Source organism: Nitriliruptor alkaliphilus DSM 45188 (assembly GCF_000969705.1).
GTDB lineage: Bacteria > Actinomycetota > Nitriliruptoria > Nitriliruptorales > Nitriliruptoraceae > Nitriliruptor > Nitriliruptor alkaliphilus.
Genome location: NZ_KQ033901.1, coordinates 3696749 through 3711173 on the forward strand (window position 1 = coordinate 3696749; position 14425 = coordinate 3711173).

At 73.8% G+C, this 14425-nt stretch carries 15 protein-coding genes and 2 rRNA genes (1 of these 17 only partly in view); 12 read left to right on the plus strand and 5 right to left on the minus strand.

Features of this window, described 5'->3' with window-relative positions; genetic code table 11:
• The 3 genes from NITAL_RS17085 to NITAL_RS17095 all read left to right on the plus strand — a co-directional run.
• A 23S ribosomal RNA gene (locus NITAL_RS17085) occupies nucleotides 1-442 on the plus strand (it extends 2619 nt beyond the left edge of the window).
• Between the two features lie 163 nt (nucleotides 443-605).
• Nucleotides 606-722: ribosomal RNA gene (gene rrf / locus NITAL_RS17090) — 5S ribosomal RNA — on the plus strand.
• 126 nt (nucleotides 723-848) lie between these two features.
• Nucleotides 849-1988, plus strand: a complete 1140-nt coding sequence (locus NITAL_RS17095; RefSeq protein WP_052667408.1) for a tetratricopeptide repeat protein — start codon at nucleotides 849-851, stop codon at nucleotides 1986-1988.
• Nucleotides 1989-2034: 46 nt separating this feature from the next.
• Here the strand turns inward: NITAL_RS17095 and NITAL_RS17100 are convergent, their stop codons facing one another.
• Nucleotides 2035-3087, minus strand: a complete 1053-nt coding sequence (locus NITAL_RS17100; RefSeq protein ID WP_052667409.1) for an MBL fold metallo-hydrolase — start codon at nucleotides 3085-3087, stop codon at nucleotides 2035-2037.
• A gap of 203 nt (nucleotides 3088-3290) precedes the next feature.
• Here NITAL_RS17100 and NITAL_RS27425 point away from each other — a divergent pair, with 203 nt between their 5' ends.
• Entirely contained in the window at nucleotides 3291-3686 is a 396-nt protein-coding gene (locus NITAL_RS27425) for a single stranded DNA-binding domain-containing protein (protein ID WP_052667410.1), read from the plus strand.
• Nucleotides 3687-3692: 6 nt separating this feature from the next.
• Here NITAL_RS27425 and NITAL_RS17110 read toward each other — a convergent pair whose 3' ends face one another.
• From NITAL_RS17110 to NITAL_RS17125, 4 genes are read right to left on the minus strand one after another with little or no spacing between them, the layout of a single operon-like run.
• Nucleotides 3693-4694: a succinylglutamate desuccinylase/aspartoacylase family protein gene (locus tag NITAL_RS17110; protein WP_157041910.1), complete on the minus strand. Its 1002-nt coding sequence runs from the start codon at nucleotides 4692-4694 to the stop codon at nucleotides 3693-3695.
• A 32-nt stretch (nucleotides 4695-4726) separates the two neighbouring features.
• Nucleotides 4727-5287 (minus strand): ATP-dependent zinc protease family protein, encoded by a 561-nt coding sequence (locus NITAL_RS17115; protein ID WP_052667412.1) that lies wholly within the window; start codon nucleotides 5285-5287, stop codon nucleotides 4727-4729.
• A gap of 31 nt (nucleotides 5288-5318) precedes the next feature.
• Nucleotides 5319-6116 carry a rhomboid family intramembrane serine protease gene (locus NITAL_RS17120; protein ID WP_052667413.1) on the minus strand — a complete coding sequence of 266 codons (798 nt, stop codon included), beginning with the start codon at nucleotides 6114-6116 and terminating at the stop codon, nucleotides 5319-5321.
• A 45-nt stretch (nucleotides 6117-6161) separates the two neighbouring features.
• Nucleotides 6162-6500: an SCP2 sterol-binding domain-containing protein gene (locus NITAL_RS17125; RefSeq protein ID WP_052667414.1), complete on the minus strand. Its 339-nt coding sequence runs from the start codon at nucleotides 6498-6500 to the stop codon at nucleotides 6162-6164.
• A gap of 116 nt (nucleotides 6501-6616) precedes the next feature.
• Here NITAL_RS17125 and NITAL_RS17130 point away from each other — a divergent pair, with 116 nt between their 5' ends.
• The 8 genes from NITAL_RS17130 (at nucleotide 6617) to NITAL_RS17160 (ending at nucleotide 14175) form a co-directional block, all read left to right on the plus strand.
• Nucleotides 6617-7387 (plus strand): dihydrofolate reductase family protein, encoded by a 771-nt coding sequence (locus tag NITAL_RS17130; protein ID WP_052667415.1) that lies wholly within the window; start codon nucleotides 6617-6619, stop codon nucleotides 7385-7387.
• Nucleotides 7388-7446: 59 nt separating this feature from the next.
• Nucleotides 7447-7977 (plus strand): phasin family protein, encoded by a 531-nt coding sequence (locus NITAL_RS28605; RefSeq protein WP_211262471.1) that lies wholly within the window; start codon nucleotides 7447-7449, stop codon nucleotides 7975-7977.
• Entirely contained in the window at nucleotides 7974-8129 is a 156-nt protein-coding gene (locus NITAL_RS27430) for a hypothetical protein (RefSeq protein WP_157041911.1), read from the plus strand. Before NITAL_RS28605 ends, NITAL_RS27430 begins: the two co-directional genes overlap by 4 nt.
• Entirely contained in the window at nucleotides 8101-8955 is an 855-nt protein-coding gene (locus tag NITAL_RS17140; protein ID WP_211262472.1) for a TlyA family RNA methyltransferase, read from the plus strand. Before NITAL_RS27430 ends, NITAL_RS17140 begins: the two co-directional genes overlap by 29 nt.
• 25 nt (nucleotides 8956-8980) lie before the next feature.
• The gene (locus NITAL_RS17145) at nucleotides 8981-9838 is read left to right on the plus strand and encodes an NAD(+)/NADH kinase (RefSeq protein ID WP_052667416.1); all 858 of its coding nucleotides are present in this window, start codon (nucleotides 8981-8983) and stop codon (nucleotides 9836-9838) included.
• 127 nt (nucleotides 9839-9965) lie between these two features.
• The gene (recN, locus tag NITAL_RS17150; RefSeq protein WP_052667417.1) at nucleotides 9966-11648 is read left to right on the plus strand and encodes a DNA repair protein RecN; all 1683 of its coding nucleotides are present in this window, start codon (nucleotides 9966-9968) and stop codon (nucleotides 11646-11648) included.
• A gap of 132 nt (nucleotides 11649-11780) precedes the next feature.
• Nucleotides 11781-12650 carry a hypothetical protein gene (locus NITAL_RS17155; RefSeq protein WP_157041912.1) on the plus strand — a complete coding sequence of 290 codons (870 nt, stop codon included), beginning with the start codon at nucleotides 11781-11783 and terminating at the stop codon, nucleotides 12648-12650.
• 79 nt (nucleotides 12651-12729) lie between these two features.
• Nucleotides 12730-14175: a lipase maturation factor family protein gene (locus NITAL_RS17160; RefSeq protein ID WP_052667419.1), complete on the plus strand. Its 1446-nt coding sequence runs from the start codon at nucleotides 12730-12732 to the stop codon at nucleotides 14173-14175.
• Nucleotides 14176-14425 lie beyond the last annotated feature (250 nt).

The window sequence follows — 14425 nt, forward strand, 5'->3', positions numbered from 1 at the left end:
TCTTCCCCAAGAGTCCATATCGACGGGAAGGTTTGGCACCTCGATGTCGGCTCATCGCATCCTGGGGCTGGAGCAGGTCCCAAGGGTCGGGCTGTTCGCCCGTTAAAGCGGTACGCGAGCTGGGTTCAGAACGTCGTGAGACAGTTCGGTCCCTATCCGCTGCGCGCGTTGGTGATTTGACAGGAGCTGCCCCTAGTACGAGAGGACCGGGGTGGACGTACCTCTGGTGTGCCGGTTGTCCTGCCAAGGGCACGGCCGGTTGGCTACGTACGGTCGGGATAAGCGCTGAAGGCATCTAAGCGCGAAGCCCACCTGGAGATGAGATCACCCACCCCTTCGAGGGGGTAAGGGCCCCAGCTAGACGACTGGGTCGATAGGCCGGATGTGGAAGCGTGGCAACACGCGAAGCTGACCGGTACTAATAGCCCGAGGGCTTGCCGTGCTCGCGCTCGCGCTCGCTCTGGAGTTCCGGGGATCGCCCCGGAACCTGCAGAGAGCGAGTTCCTTCCCACAAGAGGGGACTCGACTCTCGCTCGTTCACACGCTCGACGTGGAGAACGGTGCTCGGTCCAACGGACCGTCACCTCAATAGCGTCCCTACGATCTCCCGTGGTCGTAGCGGAGGGGACACACCCGGTCACATTCCGAACCCGGAAGTTAAGCCCTCCAGCGCCGATGGTACTGCCGGGGAAACCCGGTGGGAGAGTAGGTCGCCGCGGGAACCTCTTACGTCGAGGCCGCCTCCTTCAAGGAGGCGGCCTCGACGCGTTCCACGGGCCGGTCCGCCGATCAGCCCGCCAGCATCGCCCCGCGCAGACCGGGGCGCACCCCTGTCCCGAGGCGTGCCCGTGGCCGCAGACGACCCCACCACCCCGCCCGACGGACCGCGCAAGGCCAAGCCGGTGCCGCCCCCACCGCCCCCGCCGCCGGCGCCCGACGCCGAGGCGGAGACCGGCGACGGCCGGCCGCCGGCATCGCAGCGGCGGCCCCCGGGACGTGGTGGCAGCTCGAGCCGCGACGCCGAACAGGCTCCTCGCACGAAGCCCGATGCCCGCGATGGCGCGGGCCGTGGCGAGGCGCCCGGCCTCTCACGCGGCGGTGCGACCCGCAGGGAACCGGTCCGCGGCGCCAAGGGCTCGGGCGGCAGCGGTCGCGGCGCGCCGCGCCGCGCACCGTTCTCCCCACAGTCGCGCAGCTCCACCCCGCAGACCCCGGGCGGCAACCGGGGACGCCCCGTCGGCGCCGAGAAGGCGCGCCGCCGTCAGGACGCACCGACGCGTCGGCCCGAGTCGAAGCCGGCTCCCGCGCGACCGGATCTGCCCGTCGGCGACGAGCCGAACCTGCCCAAAGCCGTCAAGAAGGACCTCGAGCGGACCCTCGGCAAGGGGCGACGCACCGATGAGGTGGCCCTGGCGCTCAGCGTCGGCAGCCAGGCGATCGACGAGCTCGCCATCGACCTCGCCCTCGAGTACCTCGCGTGGGCCAAGGACCAGGCGCCGCGGGTCGCGCCGATCCGTGAGGCCTACGGGGTCGCCCGCTACCTCGCCGAGGACTTCGCCGGGGCCCTGACCGAGCTGCAGGCGTACGCGCGCATCTCGGGTCGCAACGACCAGAACCACGTCATCGCCGACTGCCACCGGGCGCTAGGACGGGACCTCGAGCGCATCGAGGAGGTCGCGCGGCCGTTGCTCGACGACGACCGTGCACCGGCGGACCGTCGCGCGGAGGCCGGGATCGTCCTCGCCGCAGCGCTCGGCGATGCCGGCCGTGTCGAGGACGGGATCGGGGTGCTCGGCGCGATCCTGGCCGAACGCCGCGACCGGGACCACGAGCACCACCTCCGGGTGCGCTCGCTGCTCGCTGACCTGGCGGTCCGCGCGGGGGACCGGGACACGGCCGCGCGTCACCTGCAGGTGCTGCTCGCCGCGGACGACGACGGCACCTTCGAGGCACGCGAACGTCTCGACGCGCTCGGCGACACGAACTGACCAGAGGTCCCGACCCGAGCGGGCGACCCGCGCTCCCGATGGCGGGTCAGCCGACCTCGGTGAGCGTCCCGGCGTCCCGGCGGGTGAAGTAGCGCACGAGCCCGGCCGCGTTGGACTCGTAGCTCGACAGCAGATCGACCCGGTCCTGCGCGTGCGGGTCGCCCTCGATCTGGCCGACGTCGAGCTCGTCGGCGAACCGGCGTCGCAGCGTCTCGGCCACGTGGTCGAGCTCGGTCCCGGTGGGACCGCCTGCGATGGCGTCCCGGGCCGCGGCGCTCACCTCGTCGTGGTAGGCCGCCTCGGCGGTCGCCGCCCACAGGCGCAGGCGTTCGATCGCCTCCTCGAGGGCGTCCGCGGGAGGATCGACCGGGCCGTAGTGCGCGAGGTACACGCGTGACGGTGCCCGGTCGACGTACCGCTGGAGGGAGGCCAGGGCCGCCCCGAGGTGGAAGTCCGCCGGTGGTGTCGCCGGCCGGATGTGGGTCATCCCGGGCAGCTTCACCCCGACCGAGTCCCCCGAGAAGATCGCGTCCGTGCCGCTGTCGTGCACGCCGACGTGGTGCTTGGCGTGTCCGGGGGTGTACAGCAGTTCGAGCTCCCGGCCACCGCCGAGATCGAGCCGGTCGCCGTCGGCGACCCCGCGGAGACGCCCCGCCTCGATCGGCGTGCAGGCGCCGTACACCGTGTCGTACAACGCGCCGTACACCCGGCCCGCCGACGCGTTCAGCCGCGAGGGGTCGTGGAGGTGGCGCGCGCCCACCTCGCTGACCACGATGGTCGCGTTCGGGAAGGCGGCCGCCACGTCCCCCGCCCCACCGGCGTGGTCGAGGTGGATGTGGGTGAGCACCAGGTAGGCGAGGTCGTCCGGGTCCATCCCGAGCGACCGCAGACCGGCGATCACGTTGGCCACCGAGCGGGCCGGCCCGCACTCGATCAGGGTCGGGCGGGGGGCATCCAGCAGGTAGCCGGCCGTGACCGAGGTCATGCCGCCGGTCAGCGTGTCGATGGCGATCACGCCGTCGTCGTACCGCTCGATCGGTGGGGGGTCGGCCACCGGCTCGGACGGGTCCGTGTGCTCCTCGCCGTCGGTTTCGCTCACCCGCGCCCTCCTCATGCTCCCCGTGGCTCACCGAGCCGGCCGCTCGCCGTGCCCCCGACCCTACCGACCGCGACCCCGCCCGCCTCGCGACCACGATCCGTCGTCCACAGGCTGCACGGGAGTCGATCCGGGTGCCGCCCGACGTGACCGTACGGTCCGCACGGTCCGGCGAGAGCCGCCGGCGCAGCGGTGAGGAGCGAGGTGTGGCAGCGCAGGTGCGAGCCGACGAGGACGACGTCAACGCGGTGCGGCTACGGGGACGGCTGTCGTCGGTCCCCGAGCGTCGGGTCCTGCCGTCCGGGGACGAGGTCGTCAACCTCCGGGTGGTCGTCCGTCGTCCCGACGGCAGCACCGTGGATGCGCTCGACGTCAGCGTCGGTCCCGGGCCCGGTCCCGGCGGCCGCGCCCGCCCCGGCGAGGTCGGCCGTCGCCAGCTCGCCGACGCCGAGCGGCTCGCGGTCGATCAACGTGTCGAGGTCGTCGGTGAGCTGCGGCGTCGCTGGTGGGACGCCGGTGGGGCACGCCGGTCCCGGCTCGAGGTCCGTGCGGCCGCCGTCCTGCCCGTGGTCGGCGACCGCGAGGTGAACGTGAACGCCTGAGCCGCATCAGGCGGGCAGCGGGCCATCCTCGTCGTCCTCGTCGTCCTCCAGCTCCTCGGTGGGGTCGTCCTCGGACGGGACCCGGTCACCGGGTAGCGCCAGGTGCACGATGGCCTGGCCCGGCTGCACGAGCGGCAGGGTGGTCGCACCGATGACGTAGCCCTCCTCGGCGGCCTCGCGGACCGCGCGCTCCTCGCCGAGGGGGCTGACGGTGTCCCACAGCGGCTGGCCGGCCTCGACCCGCTCGCCCGGGCGCACGTGCAGCTCGAGGATCCCGCCGCGTTCCGCGCGCAGCCACCGGGATTCGTGCAGCACCATCGGGTGGCCGTGGGCCGGGGCCGGTGCCTGGTCGATCATCCCGAGCCGGTGCAGCACACGCAGGATGCCGCGCTCGGCGACGTCGATCGGATCGGGGTCGAACCGGGACGGGCCGCCCCCCTCGTAGATCAGGACGGGCACGCCGAGGTCGCCGGCGGCTGCCCGCAGCGACCCCGGCCGGAGCTTGGCGTCGAGGACGAACGGGGCCCCGAACGCCACCGCCGCGTCGAGCGCCACCGCATCGGTGGTGTCGAGGCGGACCTGCGGGTGGTTGGTGCGGTGGCTGGCCGCGGTGTGCAGATCGATGCCGATATCGCTGCCAGCGATGACCTCGTCGATCAGCAGCCGCGCGATGCGCGCCGCCATCGAGCCGCTCCGGGACCCCGGGAAGCTGCGGTTCAGGTCCCGTCGGTCGGGCAGGTAGCGCGAGTTGAGCTGCGCGCCGAGGACGTTGACGATCGGCACGACCACCAGCAGTCCGCGCAGGGTCGCGGGATCGACGTGGTCGAGCAGCCGGCGGCAGGTCGCGATGCCGTTGAGTTCGTCGCCATGGACCGCGGCGGTCACGAACACACGGGGGCCATCCGCCACGCCGTTGAGCACGGCCATCGGCAAGGTGGTCCGGTCCCCGGTGTAGGACTCGGAGGCCGGCGGTGCCAGATCCCGTCGGGCCCCGGGGTCGACCGTCACGCCGGCGACGGTGACGGGTCCCCCACCGCCGTTCACTCGCGGTCCTCCAGGTCGGGACGGAGGGGACGGCGTGGTGGATCGGTCACGCGGAAGCCGTGCGCCGGGTCGACCAGCGCGGCGCCCTCCAGCGCCAGACGGCCGAGCAGCAGGCGGAAGTTCATCCCGGTCCGGTCGGTGAGACTGATCTCGATCTCGCGGTCGAGCGGACCACAGATCACCCGGGCACGGACGATGGGGCGCTGCTCGGGACGGGCGCGCGTGTCGCGGATGACGGTGTGGCCGACGACGGGGGTGGTGACCTCCATACGCCGCGGCGCGGCTCGGGGTCCGGTGAGGACGTGGAAGCGGACGAGCGGGAGGCCGCCCTCCTCCTCGGACCCCCAGCCGGTCGCCCCGTCGGGCTCGATCTCCTCGAAGTCCTCCACGTGCAGCGCCGATGTCCGTGCGCCGGTGTCGAGCTTGGCGCGCAGACGTCGGATGCCCCACCCGGGGATGTCCACGTGTTCGCGCCAGCCGAACACGGCCGGGGCGTGACGCGTCGTGGACGCGGTCGTGGATGCCTGGGTCGGCTCGGGCGTCGGTGCGGTGGCCACGGGCCCTCCTCACGGGACGCGGCGGCTGAGGCTAGCGAGGTCGCGGTGGGTGGAAGGGGACCTGGCCGCGCGAGGAACGACGACGATCGAGCAGCAGCAGCAGGACGATGCCCGCGACGAAGCCGGCCACGTGGGCCTCGTAGGCCACCGCGCTCGACAACGCCGACCTCGCAGCGAACGCCTGCAACACGAACCAGCCGCCGAGGACCAGCCACGCCGGCAGGGTGACGATCGCGAAGATCAGGAAGAACGCCCGGATGCGCGCCGCCGGGATGACCAGGGCCAGCAGGTAGAGGGGGAAGGGCGCGTAGGTCAGCACGGTCGCCCGCGGGAACAGCAGCAGGTAGGCCCCGAGGATGGCCGCGATGGCCCCGGAGGCGCCCAGCAGCGGGGTGCTCTCGCCGGGGTTGAGCGCCGCGAACGCGACGGTCGCAGCCGCGCCGCCGACCAGGTAGAAGATCACGAACCGCACCCGGCCGAGGCGGTCCTCGACGTTGTTGCCGAAGACCCACAGGAACAGCATGTTGCCGAGCAGGTGGCCGAGGTTGCCGTGGAGGAACATGGCGGTCACCAGCGACAACGCCACCGACTTGCCCGTCGCGGCGCTCGCGCACGGTCCGAGGAGCGCCTCGAGCTCACCCGCCGACAGGGCGGACAGTCCCGTCAGTTCGCGCGGCACGACGCTGAAGCGGTAGACGAACGCGACCTCGTCGCACCCGTCCTGCGGCGCCTGGAGCAGGAGGAAGACGGCGAGGTTGGTCAGCAGGAGCAGCCACGTGACCACGGCGCGCCGCCGGGTGGGGTTGACGTCACCGACCGGGAGGACCACCGCGGTTCCTCGAGGATCCGGGCTCCGTGCGGGCCGGAGCGGGGCTCACAGGATGGCGCGCAGCCGGAGCAGGTCGGTCATCGAGGCGTCCAACCGGACACGGTTCGAGGAGTAGGCCCGCGCGAAGGTCAGCTCGCCACGGTGGAGGGCGAGCAGGTCGTCGGACATCACCGAGATCCGGATGTCGGCCCGGCGCGGAGGTGGTTCGTCGAGGACCTTCAGCTGCCCGTTCCGCCAGCTCGCGTACCGGACCAGCTCGAGGTCGGGGCAGCGGGCCTCGACGGTGCGGTTCGACGGCATGAGCGACCGGGTGCTCGGGTCGAGGTCGCCGAGACGCTTCAGCAGCTCGCCGAGGATCTCGTCCACCTCCTCGACCGTCGCCACGCTCGCTCCTCGTCCACCGTTCGGGTCCGGCCGCCGCCCAGCCGGCCCGCGACGCTAGCAGCGCGCCGGAGGGTGGAGGTGGCACGCTCTCGGCCCTCCGACCCCCAGGAGTGCCGATGCGGCGCCTCGTGCCCGGCCCCCTCGATCTCGACCTCGACGCGGTGTACCAGGGCCTCGTGCTCGCGAGCCCCCCGCCCGCCGCGGACCGCGCGAGCGTCGCCCTCGGCATGGTGGCCTCGGTCGACGGCGCCGTCGCCCTCGACGGCACCTCCGGCGGGCTCGGCGGCGAGGGCGACCGTCGTGCCTTCCTGCGGCTGCGGGACGCGTGCGACGCGATCCTGGTGGGGGCGGGCACGGTCCGCGCCGAGGACTACGGGCCACCCCGTGCGCCGGCGGCCCGCGCGGCTGCCCGCGAGGCGGCCGGCCTGGCGCCCGCACCGCAGCTGCTGGTGGTGACCGGTCGCGCGGCCCTCGACCCGTCGGCGCGGTTGTTCACCGCCGAACGCGACCCGGGGGTCCCGCCGCCGGTGGTCGTCACCTCGTCGACGGCACCCGGCGAGGCGGTCGCCAGCTTGGCCGAGGTGGCGCAGGTGGCGACCTTCGGTCGTGACGCGGTCGACCTGGCTGCGGTGCTGCGTTGGTGCCACGAGCGCGGGCTCCGGCGGGTGCTGTGCGAGGGCGGGCCGGCCCTGAACGGTGCGCTGCTCGCCGGTGGGTTGGTGGACGAGGTGTTCGTCACCCTGGCGCCGGTCCTGGTCGGCGGCGACGCCGCGCGCATCGTCCGCGGACCGCACCTGGCCCCCGTCGACCTCGAGCTGAGCGAGGTCCACGAGCACGACGGGGAGCTGCTGCTCCGCTACCGGACGAGCGACCCGTCGACCGACTGACGCTCGTGTCGGCGGTGGGCGTTGCTAGCGTGCGGGCGATGGCGACGAGGAGTGCTCGAGTGAACAAGGCCCTACAGCGGTACCTGGACGCAGCGTCCGGGATCACCAACCTGACCACCAACAAGGCGGAGCAGGTCGTCAAGGGTCTGGTCCGTTCCGGCGAGGCTGCCGGCGACCAGGCCGAGTCGATGGTCAAGGACCTCCTCGAGCGCCAGCAGCGCAACCGCGAGGCGGTCGTCGCCCTGGTCAAGTCCGAGACGACGCGGGCGGTCCGCGCGATGGGGCTGGCCACCGGCAACGAGGTGGAACGGCTGCAGAAGCAGGTCGCCGACCTCAAGCGGGAACTGACGCGCGTGGAGCGTGAGGCGGCGGCGGCCGAGCGGGCGGCGAAGCAGGCCACCGCGAAGAAGACCACGGGCAAGAAGTCGACGGCGAAGAAGGCCACGGCGAAGAAGGCCACGGCCAAGAAGGCCACGGCGAAGAAGGCCACGGCCAAGAAGGCCACGGCCAAGAAGGCCACGGCCAAGAAGGCCACGGCCAAGAAGTCGACGGCGAAGAAGGCCACGGCGAAGAAGACGTCCGGCTCGTGAGCGGTGCGGCTGAGCCGATCGATCCCCTCGATGCCCTGCGCACCGAGCTCGAGGAGACCGTGGACGACCGCCCGGTCGCCGACCGGGTGAGCCGGTTCGAACACGCCAACGACGTGCTCGCGCGTGAGCTCGCCCTGCTCGACGAGGTCTGACCTGCCTCCGCCGCGCCGGCGCCTCGACGCCGAACTCGTGCGCCGAGGGCTGGTCACGAGCCGGACCGAGGCGCAGGAGGCGATCCAGGCCGGCCTCGTGACCGTCGACGGCGCCCCCGCGTCGAAGGCGGCCAGCCAGGTCCACGCGGGACAGGCGGTCGTCGTGGCGGCACCGCCGCGTACCTACGTGTCACGCGGGGGAAGCAAGCTCGCGCACGGCCTCGACCGGTTCGGGGTCGACCCGTCGGGTCGCCGGTGCCTGGACGCCGGCGTGTCGACCGGGGGTTTCACCGACTGTCTGCGGCAGCGCGGCGCCGCCTCCGTGGTGGCCTACGACGTCGGGTACGGCCAGGTCCACGACAAGCTCCGACGCGATCCGGCCGTCGAGGTCCACGAGCGGACCAACGTGCGTGACCTCGAACCGCAGGACGTGCCGCCGCCAGCGCCGGACCTGCTCGTCGCGGACCTGTCCTTCATCGCCCTGCGGACGGTCCTGCCGACGCTGCGGCGCCTGGTCGCGGCCGACGCCGAGGCCCTGGTGCTGGTCAAGCCGCAGTTCGAAGCCGCGAGGGGGGAGGTCGGCAAGGGCGGGGTCGTGCGCGACCCGACGGTGTGGGCCCGGGTCCTGACCGAGGTCGCCACTGCCGCGGCGGAGGTCGGCTGGCTACGGTTCGCTGCGACCGCCTCACCACTGCTCGGCCCGGCGGGCAACGTCGAGTTCCTGGCGCACCTGGCCGGTGGTCCCGCGTCGAGCGCGGACGAGGTGGCCGGGGCGGTCGCCGCTGCCGTCGCGGAAGGCATCGCACACCGCGAGACGTCGCCGTGAGGCGCCCGCACCCGAGGGAGGCACCGTGAAGGTCGGTTTGATCGTCCACGCGGGCCGCGAGGGCACCTTGCACGCGGCCGCCGACGCCGCCCGGACCCTGAACGACCTCGGCATCGACGTGGTGGCCACGGCGGGTGCCGCCGAGGACGCTCCCGACGTCGAGGGCGTCGCTGCCGTGCCGGCGGAGGGGTTCGCCGATGGGCTCGACCTGGCCGTGTCCTTCGGTGGCGACGGCACCTTCCTGCGGGCGGCGCACCTGTGCCGTGAGGCCGAGGTCCCGGTCCTCGGGGTCAACCTCGGGCGCCTGGGCTTCCTCGCCGAGGTCGAGCTCGACGACATGGGCCCGGCGCTGCGCGCCGTCGCTGAGGGACGGTTCCGGGTCGAGCCCCGCCTCACGCTCGAGGTCGAGGTGGTCGGACCGGAGGGGGATGTGCTCGGCAGCGGTTGGGCGCTCAACGAGGTCGCCGTCGAGAAGACCGAACGCCACCGTCTGCTGCTGATGGACGTGCACGTGGACGGCACGCTGTTCGCCAAGGTCCCGGCGGACGCCCTGATCGTCGCGACGGCCACGGGATCGACCGCGTACGCGCTGTCGGCCGGCGGTCCGATCGTCTCGCCGCACCTCGACACGGTCCTGGTCGTCCCGGTCGCCCCGCACTCGCTGTTCGACCGGACCTACGTGGCGGCCCCGGACGAGACGATCCGGGTCGACCTGCTGCCCGATCAGGCCAGGGCCCTGGTCTCGTGCGATGGCCGTGAACCGATCCCGGCGCCACCGGGGTCCCACGTCACGGCCCGCGGTCACGGCCGGCCGGTGCTGATCGCTCGGGTCGGGGTCTCCGACTTCCCGACCCTCGTGCGCCGCAAGTTCGGTCTGCGCTGATCTCACGGCGGGCGCTCGCCCGGCGCGATCGCTGTCCACCGGCGCTGGGGCCGCCACCACGGTTCCCGGGTCGGCGGTCGGTAGCCTCACGCCGACGGAGGACCGTGGTCCGGCGAGGAGGTGCGGGGTGCTCGAGGAGCTGGCGATCACCGGCCTCGGTGTCATCGAGCAGGCCACGCTCGAGCTGTCGCCCGGTCTGACGGTGGTCACCGGGGAGACCGGGGCCGGCAAGACCCTCGTGGTCACCGCCCTCGAGCTGCTCCTCGGCGCTCGGGCGGACACCTCCCTGGTCCGCACGGGGGTGAGCACCGCGATCGCCAGCGCGGTGGTCCGTCCCGTGCCGGCCGGTGCGGAGGCCTGGGTCGACGCCGACGCGGACGAGCTGATCGTGTCCCGGGAGCTGCGCGCCGAGGGCCGCAGCCGGGCACGGGTGGCCGGCACGCTCGCCCCGGTGTCGGCGCTCGCCGAGGTCCTCGGCCGCCACGTGGAGGTGCACGCCCAGCACGAGCACGTCCGCCTCGCACGGCCCGAGGTGCAGCGGGCGCTGCTCGACCGCTCAGCCGGTGATCCGCACGCCCGCACCCTGGCCCGGTACCGCGGCGCGCACACCCGGTGGCGCGAGCTGTCGGACCGTCGTGACCGCCTCGCCGCCGACGCACGCGAGCGGGCGCGCGAGCTCGATCGTCTCCGTGCGGAGGTGGCCGAGATCGACGAGGCCGCGCTCGATGCCGATGCCGACGCGTCCATCGACCTCGATCTGGAACTGCTCGCCAACGCCGAGGATCTGCAGCTCGGCGCCGTCGAGGCGGCGGCCGCCCTCGGTGCCGAGGGCGCGGGCGAGCCGCTCGGTGTCGCCGTCGCGGCCCTGCGCCGCCTCGCGGTCGACGATCCGGCGCTCGTGGACCTGACCGCCCGGGCCGACGCCCTCGCCGCCGAGGCCACCGAGCTCGCGGTCGACGTGCGGACCTACGGCGAGGACGTCGACGCCGACCCCGAACGCCTCGCCGACCTCCAAGCCCGCAAAGCCGTCCTCCAGGCCCTGACGCGCAAGTACGGCTCGGACGTCGCGGCCGTCCTCGCCTACGCCGAGGAGGCCCGTGCACGCCTGGCGGTGCTGGAGGCCGCTGAGGCGGACGCGGGCGACCTCGACGACCGTGTCGCCGCCACCCACGCCGAGGTGGCCGCGCTCGCCGACGACGTGCGCCGTGGCCGACGTCACGCCGCCGACGCACTCGCCACGACGGTCGACGGGCACCTCGCCGACCTCGGGATGCCGCACGCCAGCTTCCAGGTCGAGGTCGAGCCGCTGGACGGCGGCGAGCTCACCGCCGACGGTGGCGACCGTGTCACCTTCCTGCTCGCCCCCAACCCGGGCGAGCCTCCCCGCCCGATCGCACAGGCCGCGTCGGGTGGCGAACGGTCGCGGGTCTCGTTGGCGGTCGAGGTGGCCCTGGCGGACGTCGACGAGGTCGAGGTGCTGGTGTTCGACGAGGTCGATGCGGGCATCGGCGGGGCCACCGCCATGGCCGTGGGCGAGAAGCTCGCACGGCTGACCACCGGCGCGGAGGGCCGGCCGCGTCAGGTCCTGTGCGTGACCCACCTGGCTCAGCTCGCCGCGTTCGCCGACGTGCATCACGTGGTCGAGAAGGGCCTCAGCGGTGGCCGAACGGTGACCACGACCCGTCGGGTGGCCGAGGACGACCGGGTCGCCGAGCTCGCTCGGATGCTCGGTGGCGAGGCCACCGCGGCGGCGGGGCTCGAGCACGCTCGCGAGCTGCTGTCCCGGGCGACGGAGCGGCGCGCCAGCTGATCTGGTCCGCACCGTTCGTCGGGTCAAGGTCAACGGGGTAGGGTCCCGCGCCGTCCCAGCCCCTGCTGCGCCCCGCCCGGCCGTCCGTCCCGGAGGACCCCCCTGCTTCGTCCCGTCCGACGCCGAGGTCGCGTGCGTCCCGGTACCCGAGGGGTGCCGTCGTTGGCGTTCTCCGGACGCCGACGCCGCCGGGTCCCGGTGACCGCGTTGGCGCTGGTGGTCGGTGCCGGCGCCGTCGTGGCCTGGAGCGGGGTCAGCGACGAGGTGGCGCCGGTCGCCGGGCAGCCAGCGGAGGGGGACGCGCCCGGTGGCGCGGACCGCGACGGGGTCGCGTCCACGGCCGCCGCGGACGGTGAGCCGGACCACGAGGCGCCGCCTGCCGAGCCGGCCGAGGACGCGACGCCGCCGGTCGCCCGGCTCGGTGATCTACCCATCCTGTTGCCCACGCCCGGGCCGGTGGTCGTGGGCTTCCACGAGGCCGCGACGGTGTCGGCCATCGGGGTCACGCCCGTCGGCGCGCTCACCGAGGACCGCAACACCACACGGACGCAGCTCGCCGAGGACGTGGCCGGCGGGACGCCCTACCTGGTACTGACCTCCCGCGGCCGGTCCGCCGGTCCGACGTCGGCCATCGACGTGGTGATGCGACCGGACGATCCGGTGCTCGCGCCGGTCACGGGGACCGTGGTCGACGTGCGCAGCTACCTGCTGTACGGCACCCACCAGGACCTGCGCATCGAGCTGGTCCCCGATGGCCGGCCGGACGTCCGGCTGGTGATCATCCACGTCGACGGGCCCGAGGTCGCGATCGGCGATCGGGTCGTCGGTGGGGTCACGCCGGTCGCCGCGACCGCCCGGCTGTTCCCCTTCGGCAGCCACATCGACCGCGAGACGGAGCCCGAACGGTTCCCGCACGTCCACATCGAGCTGCAGCCGGTCGACGGCCCGCGGCCCGGTGACGACGCCGAGGACGACGAGGACGTCGCCGAAACCGACACGTGAGCCGCCGGTGGCGGTCCCGGGGCCGGCCCGGCCGAACGCGCGGGGTGCACGGGGGCCGCCCGCCGGCGAGGCTCACCGCGTGGAGGTGCTGTCGTCGAACGGTGGTGAGGCGGCCCGCTGGCTCGTGCAGCGGGGCGTGGCGCTCACCTGTCTCATCGCGTTCGCCAACATCGTCCGCCAGTGGGTCCCCCTCCTCGGCACCGCCGGGTTGACGCCGGTCACCGAGGTGCTCCGGGAGCGTCCGAGCCTCGCCTCGCCGTCGTTGTTCCACCTGCGCTACAGCGACCGGCTGGCGGTCGCCGGCGGGTGGGTCGGGGTGGCGGTCGCCACGTCGCTGGTGGTCGGCCTGCCTCAGCGCGGCCCCGCCTGGCTGCCGCTGGTCGCCTTCCTGGTCCTGTGGGTGCTGTACCTGTCGTACGTCACCGTGGGGCGCATCTGGTACGCGTTCGGCTGGGAGTCGCTGCTGCTCGAGGCCACCTTCCTCGCCGCGTTCCTCGGCAGCGACACCACGGCACCCCCGCTGCTGACCCTCTGGCTGTTGCGCTGGCTGGTGATCCGGGTCGAGGTCGGTGCGGGCCTGATCAAGTGGCGAGGTGACCCGTGCTGGCGGGCGCTCACCTGCCTGGAGCACCACCACCAGACCCAACCGCTGCCCGCACCGGCGAGCTGGTGGTTCCACCACCTGCCGTTGCCGCTGCACCGCGTCGAGGCGTTGGCCAACCACGTCGTGCAGCTGGTGGTGCCGGCCGCGCTCCTGCTGCCCCAACCGGTCGCGGGGGCCGCCGCGGTGCTCATCGTGGTGACCCAGCTCTGGCTGATGGCCAGCGGCAACTTCTCCTGGTTGAACCTGCTCACGATCGTGCTGGCGTGCTCGGCCCTGCCCGACGCGTGGTTCGCGGGCACGCCGCTGGTCACGGGGGAGGTGGCGCCGACGCCGTCGTGGCTCGCGGTCGTCAGCGTGGTCCTGGCCGTCGTGGTGGCGGGCCTCAGCCTTCGTGGCCCCGTGCCGAACCTCCTCTCGCCCCGGCAACGGATGAACGCCAGCCACGACCCGTTGCGGTTGGTGAACTCCTACGGGGCGTTCGGCTCCGTCACCAAGGTCCGCTACGAGCTCGAGATCGAGGCGACGGCTGACGACCCGGACGACCGCCATGCGGCCTGGCGGCGCTACCGCTTCGCCGCGAAGCCGGGGCCGGTGGAGCGCCGCCCGCCGCAGGTGGCGCCGCGCCACCTGCGGCTGGACTGGCTGCTGTGGTTCGCGGCGATGGATCCCTCGCCCCTGCGTCACCGCTGGTTCGAGGCGTTGCTGCGCCACCTGCTGGCGGCTGACCCTGCGGTGCTGCGGCTGCTGGCCCACGATCCGAACGGCGGCCAGCGTCCCGCGGCGGTGCGGGTGGTGCGGGAGCGGACGCGGTTCACCACGCCCGCCGAACGGCGCCGGAGCGGTCACTGGTGGGTCCGGGAGGACGGCGAGCAGGTCGTGCCGCCCCTCCGCCTCGCCGACGGCCGGCTCACCCGCGGTTGACCCGTGCTCGGGACACGCTCGGTGTGCCCCGTGCTCGGGACACGCTCGGTGTGACCCGTGCTCGGGACACGCTCGGTGTGACCCGTGCTCGGGACACGCTCGAGCTGACCGTTGGTGCGGCCCGTGCTCGGGACACGCTCGAGCTGACCGTTGGTGCGGCCCGTGCTCGGGGTGCGCTCCGGTCACCCATCCTTGGTGGCGTCCGGGCTCGGCCGCTACCGTCGCACGGGCCGCCTCGGCTTCGGCGGCC

Bases quoted from the DNA above. Each gene is read 5' to 3' on its own strand.
- NITAL_RS17130 (WP_052667415.1), top strand. From the start codon at position 6,617: ATGCGGCGCCTCGTGCCCGGCCCCCTCGATCTCGACCTCGACGCGGTG.